General features: G+C 70.1%; 6 protein-coding genes. 2 read left to right on the forward strand and 4 right to left on the reverse strand.

The features are described from left to right. Positions 1 to 273: 273 nt before the first annotated feature. Positions 274 to 5,424 carry an SDR family NAD(P)-dependent oxidoreductase gene (locus ACZ7CF_RS07930; RefSeq protein WP_470369338.1) on the forward strand — a complete coding sequence of 1,717 codons (5,151 nt, stop codon included), beginning with the start codon at positions 274 to 276 and terminating at the stop codon, positions 5,422 to 5,424. Next, positions 5,424 to 10,673, forward strand: coding sequence for an SDR family NAD(P)-dependent oxidoreductase (locus tag ACZ7CF_RS07935; RefSeq protein WP_470369205.1), 5,250 nt, complete (start codon positions 5,424 to 5,426; stop codon positions 10,671 to 10,673). Before ACZ7CF_RS07930 ends, ACZ7CF_RS07935 begins: the two co-directional genes overlap by 1 nt. A gap of 10 nt (positions 10,674 to 10,683) precedes the next feature. Here ACZ7CF_RS07935 and ACZ7CF_RS07940 read toward each other — a convergent pair whose 3' ends face one another. From ACZ7CF_RS07940 to ACZ7CF_RS07955, 4 genes are all read right to left on the reverse strand, one after another. Continuing rightward, positions 10,684 to 11,463, reverse strand: a complete 780-nt coding sequence (locus ACZ7CF_RS07940) for an IclR family transcriptional regulator (protein WP_470369206.1) — start codon at positions 11,461 to 11,463, stop codon at positions 10,684 to 10,686. Between the two features lie 38 nt (positions 11,464 to 11,501). Next, positions 11,502 to 12,200, reverse strand: a complete 699-nt coding sequence (locus ACZ7CF_RS07945; RefSeq protein ID WP_470369207.1) for a helix-turn-helix domain-containing protein — start codon at positions 12,198 to 12,200, stop codon at positions 11,502 to 11,504. Positions 12,201 to 12,954: 754 nt separating this feature from the next. Beyond that, complete coding sequence (locus ACZ7CF_RS07950) at positions 12,955 to 13,971, reverse strand: SMP-30/gluconolactonase/LRE family protein (protein ID WP_360383478.1); 1,017 nt, start codon at positions 13,969 to 13,971, stop codon at positions 12,955 to 12,957. A gap of 415 nt (positions 13,972 to 14,386) precedes the next feature. Beyond that, positions 14,387 to 16,279 (reverse strand): endo-1,4-beta-xylanase, encoded by a 1,893-nt coding sequence (locus ACZ7CF_RS07955; RefSeq protein ID WP_470369208.1) that lies wholly within the window; start codon positions 16,277 to 16,279, stop codon positions 14,387 to 14,389. Between the last annotated feature and the right edge of the window lie 716 nt (positions 16,280 to 16,995).

Below are 16,995 nucleotides of genomic sequence, written 5' to 3' on the forward strand. Positions count from 1 at the left end.
CTCGTCGACGGGTCGCTGAGCAGGGATTCCACTGTGTCGGGCGTCTCATCGCAGGCGTACCGGAAAACGGAACGCGCCCTCGGGTGGAGTCCGCTCGGCCTCTAACTTCGGTGAGGCACACCCTGCAGTCGCTGCGAAACGCGCCGCCGCTCGAGTCGAGTGAACGCGCCCCGGCTCGCAGATTCGCAGTGACGTCGGGACCGCGGACCTCGTCCTCTCGGACCCGTTCGGGTTTCACGAAGCGCAGTTCGAGCAGAAGAAGGGTGATATCCGATTACCGACGAGAACAAGCTCCGCGACTACCTCAAGCGGGCGACCACGAACCTCCAGCAGGCGCGCGAGCAGCTCAAGGCCGCCGAGAACCGCAACCACGAGCCGATCGCGATCATCGGCATGGCCTGCCGCTACCCCGGTGACGTCACCACGCCGGAGGCGTTGTGGGAGCTCGTGCGCGAGGGCCGTGACGCGATCAGCGAGTTCCCCGCCGACCGCGGGTGGGATGTCGGCTACGACCCCGACGGCGAGACGCCCGGCACGACCAGCACCCGCCGCGGCGGCTTCCTGGCCGACGCGGCCGGCTTCGACGCCGACTTCTTCGGCATCAGCCCCCGCGAGGCCCTCGGGATGGACCCCCAGCAGAGGCTGCTGGTCGAGGTCGCCTGGGAGGCGCTCGAACGCGCGGGGCTCGTCCCCCAGAAGCTGCGGGGCAGCGAGACCGGTGTGTTCGTGGGCGCGGTCCACAACGACTACGAGTCCCTGCTCCGCGGTGTGCAGGAGACCGAGGGGTACCTGCTCACCGGCAACGCCGGCAGTGTCGCGTCCGGTCGCATCTCCTACACGCTCGGCCTGCGCGGCCCGGCCATGACCATCGACACCGCCTGCTCCTCGTCCCTCGTCGCCATCCACGAGGCCACGAACTCCCTGCGCTCGGGTGAGTGCGGACTCGCGCTGGCGGGCGGTGCCACGGTGATCTCCACGCCGGGCACCTTCGTCGAGTTCAGCAGGCAGCGCGGCCTCGCCGCCGACGGCCGCTGCAAGTCCTTCGCCGCGGGGGCCGATGGCACCGGGTGGAGCGAGGGCGCCGGCGTCGTCGTGCTGGAACGGCTCAGCGACGCCATCGCCAACGGCCACTTCGTGCACGCGGTCATCCGCGGTTCCGCGATCAACTCCGACGGCGCCAGCAACGGTCTCACCGCGCCCAGCGGTCCCGCCCAGGAGGCGGTCATCCGCCAGGCGTGCGCGAACGCCAGGCTGACCACGGCGGACGTGGACGTCGTGGAGGCGCACGGCACCGGCACGACGCTCGGTGACCCCATCGAGGCACGCGCACTGGCGGCCACCTACGGCAAGCGCCGCGAGCAGCCGTTGTGGCTGGGTTCGCTCAAGTCCAACATCGGCCACTCCCAGGCAGCCGCGGGCGTCGGTGGTGTCATCAAGATGGTGCAGGCGCTGCGCAACAGCGAGATTCCCCGCACGCTGCACGTCGACCGGCCGACGCCGGACGTCGACTGGTCCGGGATGTCGCTGCTCACCGGCAACGTGGCGTGGCCGAAGCTCGAACGGCCGCGTCGTGCCGCTGTCTCGTCGTTCGGCATCAGCGGCACCAACGCCCACCTGATCCTCGAAGAGGCACCCGAGCAGACCCGGCCCACCGCGGAGACGACGCTTCCCGCCGTGCCGTTCGTCCTGTCGGCCAAGACCGACGACGCGGTGCAGGCGCAGGCCGACCAGCTCCGCGCGTTCCTGACCGGCCATCCTGAAGCCGGGCTCGCCGACGTCGCCGCCGCGCTGGCCACCACGCGCACGCACTTCGCCCGCCGAGCCGGCTTCGCGGCCGCCACCGCGGAGGAGGCCGTGGACAACCTGACCCGCCTCGTGCCGTCCGGCCGTGACGGGAAGCTGGCGTTCCTGTTCTCCGGACAAGGTTCCCAGCGCCTGGGCATGGGCGCCGGCCTCTACGACACCTTCCCCGTCTTCGCCAAGGCGCTCGACGAGGTCTGCGCGCTGCTCGACGTCGACGTCAAGGCCGTGATGTTCGGCGACGACGCTGACCTGCTGAACCAGACGGGCTTCACCCAGCCCGCGCTGTTCGCGTTCGAGACGGCTCTGCACCGGCTGTTCGAGGACCTCGGCGTGGTCCCCGACCACGTCATGGGCCACTCGATCGGCGAGATCACGGCCGCCCACGTGTCGGGCGTGCTGTCGCTGACCGACGCCTGCAGGCTCGTCTCCGCTCGTGCGCGGCTCATGCAGTCCCTGCCCGCCGGCGGTGCGATGCTCGCCGTGCAGGCCGCCGAGGACGAGATCGACCTGACGGGTCTGGAGGACCAGGTCTCGATCGCCGCGGTCAACGGTGAGCGCGCGATCGTGCTCGCCGGCGCCGAGGACGCGGTCGCTCGCCTGGAGGAGAGGTATCGCGCCGACGGCCGCCGGACGACCCGGTTGAAGGTCAGCCACGCCTTCCACTCGCCGCTGATGGACCCCGTGCTCGACGAGTTCGCGGACGCCGTGCGCACCATCGAGCACTCCGCTCCGGTCATTCCGTTCGTCTCCAACGTCACCGGCCGTCCCGTCACCGCCGAAGAACTGGCGGACCCGCGCTACTGGGTCCGGCACGCCCGCGGTGCCGTGCGGTTCGACGACGGTGTTCGCTGGCTCGCCGCCAACGGCGTCACCACCTTCGTGGAGGTCGGGCCGACCGCGGTGCTGATGCCGCTCGCCGCCCGAGCCACGGGTGGCACGGTCATCGCCACCGGCATGCGGGCGCGCACCGAGGACGTCGGCGTGATCGAGGCGCTGGCCCGGATCCACGGGCACGGGCACGACGTGGCCTGGGACCGGTTCTTCCCGGCGCGTTCGACCGTGCCGCAGGGCTTGCCGGTCTACCCCTTCCGGCACCAGCGCTTCTGGCCTGCCGCGCAGGCGCCCCTCGGTGCCGCCGCCACCTTCGGTCAGGACGCGTCCGACCACCCGCTGGTGCGCAGCATCGTCGAGCTGCCGGACGGCACGACCGTGTTCACCGGTGTGCTGGCCGTCGACATCCCCAGCTGGCTGCCGGACCACTGCGTGCACGGCAAGCCGATCCTGCCCGGCACCACGTTCGTCGACATGACCCTGTGGGCCGGCCGTCAGCTCGGCTGCAACCGCATCGACGAGATCAACCACCACGTGTTCGTCTCGGGCGAGCCGGGCCGCGTCCGCCAGCTGCGACTGGTGGTCGAGGCCGCCGACGAGGCCGGTCTGCGCGCCTTCACCGTGCACTCCCGGTTCACCGATGAGGCGCACGGCGAGTGGATCCACCACGCCACCGGCGCGCTCGCGGCCGACGCCGCGACCCCGAGGCCGTTCGAGGTCCAGTGGCCGCCGGCTGACGCCGAGGTCATCCCGATCGAGGGTTTCTACGAGCGGCTCGCCGACGCCGGACTCGGCTACGGGCCCTACTTCACCGGCATCCGGGCCGGCTGGCAGGGCGACGGCGTCCGGTACGCCGAGGTCTCCCTGCACGAAGGCGCGGACCTGAGCACCTACGGGATCCACCCGGCGTTGCTCGACGCCACGCTGCAGCTCGCCGCCGTCGGCTCGGAGCCCGGCAGCGAGTACCAGGTGCGCGTGCCCTTCGCCTGGTCGGGCGTCACGCTGCACACCACCGGGGTCGACTCGGTGCGCGTGCGACTGACCCAGCAAGGCATCGACACCATGGCCATCGACATCACCGATCCGAACGGCACCCCGGTCGCGACGGTCGACTCGATCACCCTGCGCCCGGTGTCGTCCGAGCAACTGCGGGCGTCCACCTCCACCCGAGGCGGCCTGCTGCACCGGCTCGACTGGCAGCCCGTGACGACGGGCACCGCGGGCGACGTCCCGCCGGTGGTGCGGATCAGCACAACGGGCACCGACCCGGTGGCTGAGACGCACGACGTCCTGCACCGCGCGCTGCGCACCGTGCAGGACACCGACGGCCCGATCGTGCTGCACACGACCGACGCCGTCTTCACCGGGCAGGTGGACGTCGCCGCGGCTTCGGTGTGGGGCCTGGTCAGGTCCGCCCAGTCGGAGCACCCCGGCCGCTTCGTGCTGGTCGACGGTGCCGACGACGAGGCGTTCCGGCAGGTGCTTCCCGCCGCGGTCGCCACCGGCGAGCCGCAGCTGGCCGTGCGCGGCGGACGCGTCCACGTGCCCCGGCTGGCGAACGCCCAGACCGGCACCGGCAGGACCGTCCTCGATCCCGAGGGCACCGTCCTCATCACCGGCGGCTCCGGCGGTCTCGGACGTCTGCTGGCCCGCCACCTGGTGGTGCGGCACGACGCCAGGCACCTCCTCCTGCTCAGCAGGCGCGGTGAGGCCGCGGACGGTGCGGCCGAGCTGAAAGCCCAGCTGGCCGAGCTCGGTGCCACCGCGACCTTCGCGGCCTGTGACGCCGCCGACCGGGACGCGCTGGCCGCGGTACTGGCCGCGATCCCGGCGGAGCACCCGCTCACCGCGGTCGTGCACGCGGCGGGCGTCGTCGACGACGGCGTCCTCAGCGACCTGACGCCCGAGCGCGTCGACGCCGTGCTGCGTCCCAAGGTCGACGCGGCCTGGTACCTGCACGAGCTCACCCAGGATCTCGGTCTCCGTTCGTTCGTGCTGTTCTCCTCGGCATCCGGCCTGCTCGGCCTGCCGGGACAGGCGGCCTACGCGGCGGCGAACACGTTCCTCGACGCACTGGCCGACCTGCGGCACGGTGCGGGGCTGCCCGCGACGTCGCTGGCCTGGGGCCCGTGGGCCGGAACCGAGCAGGACGGTGGCATGGCGGCCCGGCTGAGCGACGTCGACCGGAAGCGGCTCCTGCGCCTCGGCGTCGTGCCGATCAGCGGTGAGGAGGGCCTGGGCCTGTTCGACGACGCCGTCGCCTCGGACGCCGCGGTCCTGGTGCCGGCCCGGTTCTCGGTGCCGCAGGACGGCTCGGCGGCCCCGGTGCTGCGCGGCTTCGTCCGCACCAAGCCCTCGAAGGCGGCCAAGCCGGTGACGGCCGACCGCACTGACCTGGCAGCGACTCTGGCCTCGGCACCGGCCGAGGACCGCGTCGACATCGTCCTGGCGGTGGTCCGCGAGCACGTCGGCGCGGTGCTCGGCCACACGACGCCGAGCTCGGTCGAACCGCACCGGGGCTTCATGGAGATCGGGTTCGACTCGCTCACCGCGCTGGAACTGCGCAACCGCCTCAACTCGGCGACGAAGCTCAAGCTGCCGGCCACGGCCCTGTTCGACCACTCGTCCCCGAAGGCGCTGGCCGAGCACCTGGTCGGCACGCTCTGCGCCGACCTCGACGAGCCGGTGGCGGAAGGGGGCGGCGCAGCCCGTTCCTTGGCCGCCGAGATCGAGTCGTCCAGCGACGACGAACTGCTGGCATTCCTCGACCGCGAGTTCGGAGTCTCCTGATGAGCAACGACGACAAGCTGCGGTCCGCGGTCAAGAAGCTGGCCGTCGACCTGTTCGAGACCAGGGAGGAGCTCCGTGCGGTGAAGAACCGCGCGGAGGAGCCGATCGCCATCGTGGGCATGGCGTGTCGTTACCCCGGCGGTGTGCGGTCGCCGGAGGACCTCTGGCAGGCCCTCGTGGACGAGCGCGACGCCACGAGCGAGTTCCCCGAGGACCGCGGCTGGGACCTGGAGGCGCTCTACGACCCGGACCCCTCGAAGTCCGGTCACAGCTACACGCGACGCGGTGGTTTCCTCGACGACGTCGCCGGCTTCGACGCCCCGTTCTTCGGCATCGCGCCGAAGGAGGCCCTGGCGATGGACCCCCAGCAGCGGCTGCTGCTGGAAACCTCGTGGGAGGCCCTGGAGGACGGCGGTCTGGACCCGCGGGCGCTGCGCGGCAGCGAGGTCGGCGTCTTCGTCGGCGAGATGTACCACGACTACGGTCCGCCGTCGCACCTCGCGCCCCCGGCCGTCGAGGGGCAGCTCACCATCGGGATCGCGGGCAGCGTAGCCTCCGGGCGCATCTCCTACCTGCTCGGCCTCGAAGGCCCGACGTTCACCGTCGACACCGCGTGCTCGTCCTCACTGGTGACGCTGCACCTGGCGTCCCGGGCGCTGCGGTCGGGCGAGTGCTCCATGGCACTGGCCGGCGGCGTCACCGTGATGGCGACTCCGGGGTCGTTCACCGAGTTCAGCCGTCAGCGCGCGTTGTCGCCGGACGGCCGCTGCAAGCCGTTCTCGGCCGACGCCGACGGTGTGGCCTGGGGCGAAGGCGCGGGCATGCTCCTGCTCGAACGCCTCTCGGACGCGCGGGCCAACGGGCACCCGGTGCTCGCCGTGGTCCGCGGCTCCGCGATGAACTCCGACGGCGCGAGCAGCGGACTGACCGCACCGAGCGGCCCCGCCCAGCAGCGGGTCATCCGGTCCGCCCTGGCCTCCGCCGGGCTGACCAGCGACCAGATCGACGCGGTGGAGGCGCACGGCACCGGCACGCCGCTGGGTGACCCCATCGAGGTCCAGGCGCTCGACGCGGTCTACGGGTCCGGCCGGGACCGGCCCCTGTGGCTCGGCTCGCTGAAGTCCAACCTCGGCCACACCCAGGCCGCCGCAGGTGTCGCCGGTGTGATCAAGACCGTGCAGGCCATGCGCCACGGCATGTTGCCGCGCACCCTGCACATCAGCAAGCCCACCCCCTTGATCGATTGGGCCACGAGCCCGGTGCGGCTGGTGACCGAGGCGACTCCGTGGCCGCGGGGCGAAGAGCCCCGCCGCGCCGGTGTGTCCGCGTTCGCCATCAGCGGCGCCAACGCGCACGTGGTGCTGGAGGAGGCACCGGCCGCGGACGCACCGCCGCCGGTCGAGCGCGTCTCGACGCCGTGGATCCTGTCCGCGGAAACCGCTCAGGCACTGCGACTTCAGGCCGCACGCCTGCGCGAACACCTCCTGAGCCACCCCGACCTCCATCCGGGCGACGTGGCTGTGTCGCTCACGAGGCGAACGCGGTTCAAGCACCGTGCGCTCGTACGGGGAGGGCACCTCGCCGGCCTCGCCGCCGTCGCCGCGGGGGAGGAGACGGCCGGCGTCCTGACCGGCGTCGCCGGATCCACTCCGCTGCAGTTCGTCTTCTCCGGCGTCGTGCCCTCCGCGATCGGACACGACCTCTTCGACGCGCACCCGGTGTTCGCGGACGCTTTCGACGAGACGTGCCAGGCCTTGGGCCGACCGCGGGACGTTGTCCTGCGGGAGAACGGACTCGTCGCGCTGTTCGCGTTGCAGGTGGCGCAGTTCCGGCTGGTGCGGTCGTGGGGTGTGAAACCGGACCTGCTGCACGGTGATGGCGTCGGTGAGGTCGTCGCCGCCCACCTGGCGGGTCTGCTCTCACTGCCGGAAGCCGCGCGGCACGCCGTCGCCCTGAACAAGGGTGAGACCGTCTCGTACCGACGTCCTCGGTTCCCGCTGGCGCGCGATGTCACGAGCGGTGCGGGGTGGAGGTCCACCACCGAGGACCTGGCCGTCACGCGACTGGAGATCGGAGCGGCCTGCTCGAACCGCGAAGAGCTGCTCTCGGCTCTGGGCGTGCTCGCCGTCACGGGCACCGAGGTCGACCTGGCGGCCGCGTTCGCCGGTTCGGGGACCGCGGTTCCGCTGCCCACCTACGCCTTCGAGCGTCGTCGCTACTGGATCGACAGCACCGCGGCCACCAACGCCGCGCCGCCGCAGGCTTCCGTCGTCGAGCTGGCGACCGGTGGCAGCGTGCACACCAGCCAGCTGTCGCCCGGTCACCAGGGCTGGCTCGCCGACCACCAGGTGGGTGACGACGTCGTCGTTCCCGGCACCGCGTTGCTGGACATGGTCCTGCGGACGGGGGCCGAGCGGATCGACGAGATCGTCTTCACCGCTCCCGTGGCCGCACCGGCCGAGGTGCAGCTGCAGCTGTCCACAGTGGACGAGAATGGCGACGGCACCGTCGTGGTGTCCGCGCGGGCTTCCGAGAAGGCGCCGTGGACCGAGCACGCCCGCGCCAGGGTGACGGCGCCGGCGGAAGCTCCCGCCGCGCTCACCGAATGGCCGCCGGCCGACGCACAGCCGGTCGAGATCGCGGGGCTGCACGACCGGCTGGACGAGCGCGGCCTGACGTACGGTCCTGCCTTCCGCGGCCTCGAAGCGTTGTGGCGCAGGAACGACGAGCTGTTCCTGGACGTGCGCCTGCCCGTCGCGGCGGGGGAGCACGTGCTGCACCCGGCACTGCTCGACGCGGCGTTGCACCCGCTCGCTGCCGGCTACCTGCTGGCGGACACCACGGGCACGCGGTTGCCCTTCGCGTGGAGGGGTGCGCAGGTGCACACGCCCGGCGCCACCGCGCTGCGCGTGCGCATGACGGCGACCGGTGCCGACGGGGTGTCGATCTCCGCTTGGGACACCAGGGGTGTTCCCGTCTTCACCGCCGACGAACTGGTCGCGCGACCGGTCACCCTCGCGGTGAACGACGTGCTGCACCAGGTCCAGTGGGTGCCGGCCACGCCGGTCGAGGCGGGCTCGTTCGTGAAGCTGGACGACATCGTGCCGGCCGCGGTGGAAGGCGCCACCCTGCCGGAGCGAGTGCGTTCGGCACTGGAAGAGGTCACCGCCTTCACCCGGCGCCGGCTCGCCGAGCAGAACGACGTGCTGGTGCTGGTCAGCGGTGAGGTCGAGAGCGACCCGGTACGCAGCGCCGTCTGGGGCCTGCTGCGGTCCGTGCAGACCGAGCACCCCGGCCGGATCCAGCTGGTCGACACCGACGGTGACGTCGTGCTCGCCGACGACCGCCAGGTCCTGGTTCGCAACGGCAAGCCGTACGTCCCGCGGCTCCGCAAGGCGACGGCCAGTCCGGTGCCGGCCTGGCGGGGCGGCACCCTGCTGATCACCGGCGCCGGTGGCGTCGTCGGTTCGGCACTGGCCCGGCACGCCGCCGTCGCCCACGGAGTCGACCGGTTCGCCCTGGTCAGCCGTCGCGGTGCGGAATCGCCCGAAATGCAGGCGATCGCGGCGGAACTGCGCGACCTCGGCGCCTCCGTGGTCGTGGAGGCCTGCGACGCGGGCGATCACGACCAGGTCGCGACACTGATCAAGGGCATCCCTGATCTGCGCGGTGTCGTGCACGCGGCCGGAACCACGTCCGACGCGGTCTTCGAACGCCTCACCAGCGGGGACTTCGACCGCGTGCTGGCCTCGAAGGTCGACGCGGTGTCGGCCCTCGACGAACTGACCCGTGAGCTCGACCTCGACTGGTTCGTCGTCTGCTCGTCCGCGGCAGGCTGGTGGGGCACCGCCGGGCAGGCGAACTACGCCGCGGCCAACGCGTCCGTGGACGCCATCGTGCGCCGCAGGCGCGCGACCGGTCTCGCGGGGATCTCCCTCGCGTGGGGGCTGTGGGCGGAACAGGGCGCGCTCGGTGCTCACCTCGACGACGTGGACCTGCGACGTCTCGCCCGCAGCGGTGTGCTGCCGCTGTCGACCGAGGACGCGCTGTCGGCCTTCGACAACGCGCTGGGGTCCGCTGAGGCCGTGCTCCTGCCGGTGCGGCTGGCGCCGGCAAGCACGCCCGCTGCCGGGCCCGTCCCGGCCCGTGCTCGCGTCATCACGAGCGAGCCCAGGCTGAGCGGTCTCGGACACAGCGACCTCGTCGCCGCGATCACGGACATGGTCGCCGAGGCTCTCGGTCACCGCGTCGAGGACGTGTCACCGGACGCCGCGCTGCTCCAGATGGGTCTGAGCTCGCTCACCGCACTGGAACTGCGCAACGCGCTGGAACGGGCCTCCGGCACCTCGATCCCGCTGACGACGCTCTTCGAGCACCCCACGCCGCAGAGCCTGGCCAAGTACCTGCGCACCCGGTTCGAGGCGGCTTCGGCCGGTTCCACCTCCACGCCGGCTCCGGCGTCGATGACGGGCACCACCGTCCTGCTGACCGGTGCGACCGGTGGCCTGGGTCGGTTGTTCGCCGAGTCGATGGCGTCCGCCGGTGCGAACCTGGTGCTGACCGGCCGGGACGGCGCGGCACTGGCCGAAGTGGCGGAATCCGCGCGCTCCCTCGGTGCCGAGGTCGTCTTCGACACCGCGGACATCATGGACGAAGCCGGTGTGGCCGGCGTCGTCAAGCAGGCCGTCGACACCTTCGGTTCGGTGGACGTGCTGGTCAACAACGCGGGCATCGCCGGCCCGATCGGACCCCTGTGGGAGACCGACGAGGACGAATGGTGGCGGGGCATGGAGGTCAACCTCCGCGGCACGCTGAAGGTCTGCCGTGCCGTGCTGCCCGGCATGGTCGAACGGGGTTCGGGCCGCATCGTGAACATCGTGAGCTCCGCGGGCAGGCACCGCTGGCCGAGCGCTTCGTCCTACTCGGTGTCGAAGGCCGCCATGATCAAGGTGGCGGACAACCTGGCCCCTGAGCTGCTCGGCACCGGCGTGTCGGTGTTCAGCTACCACCCGGGCCTGGTCGACCTGGGCATCACGAAGCAGGCCCTGGACCTCGAACCCACCGGTGACAAGTGGGGCGACCGGATGCAGGAGTGGCTGAGCGAGCAGCGCGAGCAGGGGCGGTTCGCCGCACCGGAGCGTGCCGCGGAAGTGCTGATGGAGCTGGCGTCCGGAAAGGCGGACCCGCTGTCGGGCCGCTACCTGACGCCCGAGGACGACGTCGAGTCGATGCTGGAGCGCATGGCTTGACGTGCGCCGCTCAGCCCACCTGCCGGCCGTTGGCCGTGCTGGTGGGCCGGGCGGTGGCCAACACGGCCGCCATGGTGGCGACCCTGCGCAGCGCGATGGCGGTGCGCGGCACGTCCAGCCGTTCAGGACTGGCGACGCTGATCGCGAGGAACGGCAGCTCACCGCCGATGCGCACCGGTATCGCCACGGTGCAACCGCCGCGTCCGGCGTCCTCGGTCACGACCGCCATGTCGCGCGTGCGCACGGTGCGCAGGTCGAGCATCAGCTGTTCCGGCCTGACACCGGCCGCGGCGGCGACCTCGTCGACGCGCTCGCGGAGATCCGGCCTGAACGCCAGCAGGGCGCGTCCGGTGGCGGTGTTCGCGGCTTGGCGCAGCGACGGCTGGCGTTGCACGTACCCGGCCAGTTCGTGGCGGTAGAGCAGTTCGACGTAGCGGACCTGCGTGCCGTTGAGGACGTCCAGGGCGACCATGCCGCGAGTGCGGTTCTGCAGGTCGACCAGGAGCGGGTTGAAGATCCGGCGCAGTCGTTCGGCCTTGGCCCGGTCGCTGTGCCGGGTCATGTCGTGGAGGTGGTCGCCGAGCACGAAACCACCCTCGGAAGGAGCCACGAGGTTGAGGTCGGTCAACACGCCGAGCACGCGGTGGACCGACGACTTGGGCTGGCCACACCGCCTGGCCAGGTCGGAGAGCGACATCGCGCCCTCGGCTCCAGCCAACTCCTCGATCAACGCGAGCGCCTTGCGCAGAGGACCACCCGGCGCGTTGCGGGCTTCTGAAAGCGACTCCACCGGCACGACTCCTGGGAATGTGGCTGGATCGGGCGGGATCAGTTGGCCTGCTTCAGGGCGTCCAGCACAGCCGCGCTCGGTCGGGCGCAGCGCAGCAGGTCCGAACGCATGGCGCGAACGGCGCACCTGAGGAGGGCGGTGGTGAAGTCGACGTTGATCGTTTCCGCCGGACCCCAGACGCTGATCGCCATGCGGGGCAGGTGGTCTCCGGCCACGAGGGAGGCGGCGACACCGATCACCCCGCTGTACAACTCGCCGTTCGCCACCACGACGGCGTCCGGGTCGCGGGACCGCAGGGCACGGCCGATCGCGGTGCAGTGCGCGGGAAGCATCGTGGGCACTCGTTGCACGAGGCACAGGTGCCGCAGGTCGTACTGCACGTCGACCTGGCGGACGTGCGATCCCGCCAAGATCCCGGTGCTGACGACACCGCCCGTCTTCTCCCGCAGGTCGATGATGTGCGGTGCCAGCGTGGACTTCAGCACCCGATCGACCCGCGCCCGTGCGCTGTCGTCGATCAGGTCGAACAGGCAGTCACCGATCTCGTACCCGCTCGACGTGCGCCGGACGAGGCTCGAACCCGTGAGGGCGTCCATCATCCGGTGCAGGGAGGACTTCGGCAGGCCGGACGCGCGCGCCAGTTCTGCGAGTGTCATCGCTCCCGAAGAGGACAACAGCTCGACGAGCTCGAAGGCCTTCTTGACCGGGCGGCCTCGCACGGCCTCCTCGCTGGACAAAGACGTGTCCTCCTGCGGCAAGTGGCTTGTCGGCGCACGGAGCGCCGCTGGCAAAGCCCACTGTCAATCAGGACGAAGTGCCGGGTACTGCGGAGAACCGCAGTACCCGGCGCGACCGGGCGAAGTCACATCCGCAGCACGAAGCCTCCGAGTGCAGACGACAGCTGGGTTCGGCGGCGCACCCGAGCTTGCGGCAGGTGGAACTTGTTCGTGCGCCGGGAAACTTTGAGCTCGTGCGCCATCTCGTGGTTCGAACGCCCTTCGAGCACCTAGATTCGCCGCGCGGTACTCGGGCGGTATCGGGAGCGCGTTGGGTGCCGAGCCGGGCGGCGTCACCTCCACCGGCTCAGCCCGTGGGAAGCTCCGGCGTGAGGCAGGGACTGCGGAGTCCCGCAAAGCCGGAAATGATCGCGATGAGGACTCGGCTCAACCCTGCCGGTGACCTTGCTCTCACTGTGCGACGGGGTTGCGCGAACGAGTGAACCTGGCGGTACGACTGCGATGTGGATGAAGGATCGGCTGCAAGGGTGGTAGGCCGACGAGGACTTCCTCGGCTGGTTCCCGCATGACGGGCGCCCTGGTCTGTCCGATCGGGCATCAGCGGGCAGCCGGAGATAGCCCTTTCCGGCGGGCTTGAAGACGCCGTGCAGAACAGGTGCTCAAGCGGACTTGAGCACCTGGCACGTAGGTGTAGCAGATTTGCGACATTTTGGTGTCCGAGGGGGACTTGAGTTCCCATCGGAATGTGCCGGAGTCAGTAGGGCCAGCCGGGAACGTTCAAGCGAATGCTGTACAGGCCGAAGTTTCCGGTGTTGCCGCCGGTGGATGCGGTACCCGACGTGATGTAGAGGGTTTTCCGGTCGGGGCCGCCGAAGGCGACGTTGGTCGCGTTGCGGCCGGCGGAGATCGTGCCGAGGAGCTTGCCGGCCGGGGAGTAGACGTAGACCTTCCCGCTGCCGTAGGTGGCCTGGTACAGGTTTCCCGCGCAGTCGACGGTGCCGCCGTCGGTGCCGTCGAGCGACGCGAAATCGCTGCGCTGCCCGGTGCTCCCGTCCGTGTTGACGGGGTAGCGGTAGATCTTGCCCGTCGCGTTGCCGCCGACGTAGAGGGTCTTGCCGTCAGGGGAGAGCTCGATGCCGTTCGGCTGGCGGATCGTGTCGTCGATCAGGGTGACGACACCGTTGGTGACGCGGAAGACGCCGGTCCTGCCCGACATCTGGTCCGGGCGGTTCGCGCGCTGGAAGTTCGGGTCGGTGAAGTAGGCCGTTCCGTTCGCGGCCACGGTGACATCGTTGGGAGAGTTGAACAGTCGTCCCTGGTAGGTCGCCGCGATCGTCGTCCGCCGTCCGGTGGCCAGGTCGTACGAGGACAGGCTGCGCTGGTCGTGGGTCGCCGCGAGGACGGACGTGCCGTCACGGCTGATCGCCAGACCGTTGCTGCCCGCATTCTTGACGAAAGTGGTGAACGTGCCCGTCGAGGGGGTGTACCGCAGGATGTCCGAAGGCTGGACGTTCTGCGGGCCGGTGCCGTCGTACATGTTGGACAGCAACAGGGTTTGCGTCGCCGCGTCCCAGGTCGGGCCCTCCAGGAAGTTGAACCCGTCCTTGATCTTGGTCGCGGTCAGGTTCGGTGAGGGCAGCGGAGTGCCGAACGGCCCGTCGGGGCACGGTCCTTCGGGTGCCGCGGCCGAGGTGCCGGTGACGCTCGCGGAGACCATGCCCAGGATGACCGTGGCCACCGCGATCTTTCGCTGCCGTGCTCGGATGTTCATGCCGGTGACATCCTCGCTTCCGCTTGGAGGACTGTGCCTTGAACTGTGAAGGATGATTTCGGTGTGGTCAAGACGCGACGAAAAGGTTTCTTTCGGCTAAGAGGTGGATCGTCGGAGTGTTTGGGATCGCTAAAGTTCGAGTGACTTTTTAGCTTGTGGGGTGGCTGCGCGCGGGCGCCATCAGGTCCTCGCTTCACGTGCGCTGCGGTTCGACACTCGAATCGAGTGGTGGTTCGACGAATTCGACGAGCGGGGCCATGTGAGAAAGCGATGGACGTGGGGGACGTGTCGAGTGCGAATTGTTCGTGCTCCCGAGAAAGACGCTCGTGCAGGTCAGTAAGCGTTGGTGGGCAGCGGTCGTCATCGGGCTTCTGCGCATGTCCTTCTCGGGAGAAGGATGTCGCGAGGGATACCGTCACACCCACCGGCACGGCGCGCCGTTCAGGACGAAGGACGCCGGCCGGTCGTTCGCACCGCTCCAGTCCGCCAGGAAGCCGAACGAGCGGGACTCGCCGGGCGGGATCGCCGAGTTCCACGGCGCACCGTGCACCGTCACCACTGCACCGTCCTGGGTGAACGAACCGTTCCAGAGCTGGGTCACGCGCTGGCCGTTGGCGTACGACCAGGCGAGGGTCCACGAGTCGAGCGGTGCGGTGGCGGAGTTGGTGACCCGCACCGAGCCGAGAAATCCGCCCTGCCACTGCGCCGTTGTCTCATAGGTGATTTCGCAGGTGGCAGTGGGGAGAACGGTCCCGATCCGGCTGGGATCGGCCACGGCCCAGAAGGCGTCCTTGGCCCGCAGTCGGGTGTCGAACAGCAGCGGGTGGTCCTTGCGGGTCACCGGAAACGTGTCGAGCCACGTGCTGTCGTCGGCCAGGCCCCAGAACGTCACCGAGCTGATCGCGTGCGCGTACCTGGTGAACACAGCGAACAGGTCGCGGTAGCGCTGTGCCTGTGCCAGCAAGGAAGCGGCGGGCGGGCTCGGGTACGACTGGTTGCTGTCGGTGTAGATCGAGACGTCCATCTCGGTGATCTGCTGGTCCACGCCCAGGGGCAGGAACTTGGTGATCATCACTTCCGTCTCGGCGGCCGAGGGCCAGTCGACGTTGACGTGCATCTGGTGTCCGACAGAGTCGACGGGAACGCCTTCCGCGCGCAGCTGGGACACGAGGTCGTACAACCTGTCCCGTTTCGCGGGCACATTGGTGTTGTAGTCGTTGATGACCAGCTTGGCGTTCGGTGCGACCTCGTGCGCCACGCGGAACGCCGTGCGGATGTAGTCCAGTCCCGCGATCTCGAACCACTTGTTGCGGCGCAGGCCGTCCGGTTGCGCCTCGTCGACGACCTCGTTCACCACGTCCCACGCCGTGATGTCGTCGCGGTACCGGCCCACCACGGCGCGGATGTGCGTCTCGATGCGGTGCAGCAGCAGCGCTTTGTTCTCCGCGGTGGGTGTCATGTCGGCGCCGGAGGAGTCCTTGAAGACCCAGTCGGGAGTCTGCTGGTGCCAGACGAGGGTGTGACCGCGGATCGCCTTCCCCCGCGCCTTGGCCCAGTCGACGAGCGTGTCCGCGTCCGTGAACCGGAACGCGCCCTCAGCGGGTTCGGTCGCGTCCCACTTCAGCTGGCTGCCCGGCGTGATCGAGCTGAAGTGCCGGTCGAGCAGCCTGCCGTGCTCCCCGTACAGCAGGGCGGGCTCGGCGGCAACCCCGAAGTGCCGGAACGGCACCACGTCCCGCAACGCGGGGATGTCGGTCTGGATCGGGGGAAGCGGTGTGTACGACAGGACGAAGTCGTCGAGGTGGAACGACGCCGCAGGACTGGAGCTCTCCACGTAGGTGGTGAGGAAGTCGGCATCGGACGCCAGCGTGTAGCCACCGGTGAGGTTGACCCAGCCGTCGGCGGTGACGAGCGTGTCGCCGACGACCCCTTCGTAGGACGTGACGCCGTCAGCATGGCGTTCGACGGACATCCGGAGCCGCGCGGGCTCCTCACCGCCCGCGAGCCGCACCCACACCGACAGGCTGTACCGCACGCCCTTCTCGACGTCGTCGAGCAGGGCGAGCACTGGCCCTTCCCAGGGTTGGGTCCGGCCCGAGACGAGGAGGCTCCGGGCACCTCCGTGTGCGACGGCCGAGCTCACCGCGGTGGTCTCTGCTCCGCGTGAGGTCCAGCCCTGCACCGTGTCGTTCTCGAACGTGCTGGACACCACCGTCACCGGCGTGTCGGCGGCGAGCGCGGCGGGACCGTGCGTCAGCAGCCCTGCCACGACCGAGAGGGCCAGCAGGCCGGCCAGAACTCTCCTCATCGAGAATCCTCCAGGTTCTGGGAGCGCTCCCAGAACCATAAGGCGACCTGCTCTTGGCACCCAGGCACCATTCGGCCCAAACGTGGCACTCCGCTGCCAGAGGGTCGGCGCGAGTCCAGCTCGCTCGCGAACACCCGCGGGGTCAACAATTGGAGGAGGTCATCGCGGAGTCGGTGGACACCCGCCACACCCGTCGGTCCGTCGCAGCGCCGGCGCTGGAGCCGAGCAGCACCAGGCACTTCTCTCTCAGCAGCCCGGCCTACGTCTGCACGCCGGTCAGCCTGACCCTGGTGGCCTTGATCGTGGTCAGGGGCAGTCCCAGCAGAGAGATCCGGACGTCTTCGCTGCGGGAGACCCGATCTCCGCAGCTGTGCCGCCCATAAGGTCATCGCCTCTCTGAGGCGCGAGGTTGTACCGACTGCGAGCATGCATGGGTGATTGGTTCGCTGTTGTACCAGGCGTTGTGCAAATTGCTTTCTGTTCCGGCTGTGCTAGTTCGCAGTAAAGCGACCAAGGGCGCGGAGCTTCTTGTTCTGTGGCACGAGAAACGTTGTGCTTCGTCGGCAGTTGGCCCGACCGGTTCGTTACGAGCTCGCGGACCGTTTCTGGTTAGCCACGCTGATGAGATTGATACGTCGCTCCAGCTGGCAGGAGGTCTTCCCGGTTACCCCTAACACGCGAGACCATCTGCGTCAGGCGCTACGTGAGTACGAGCG

This window comes from Lentzea sp. NPDC036955, from assembly GCF_055608005.1.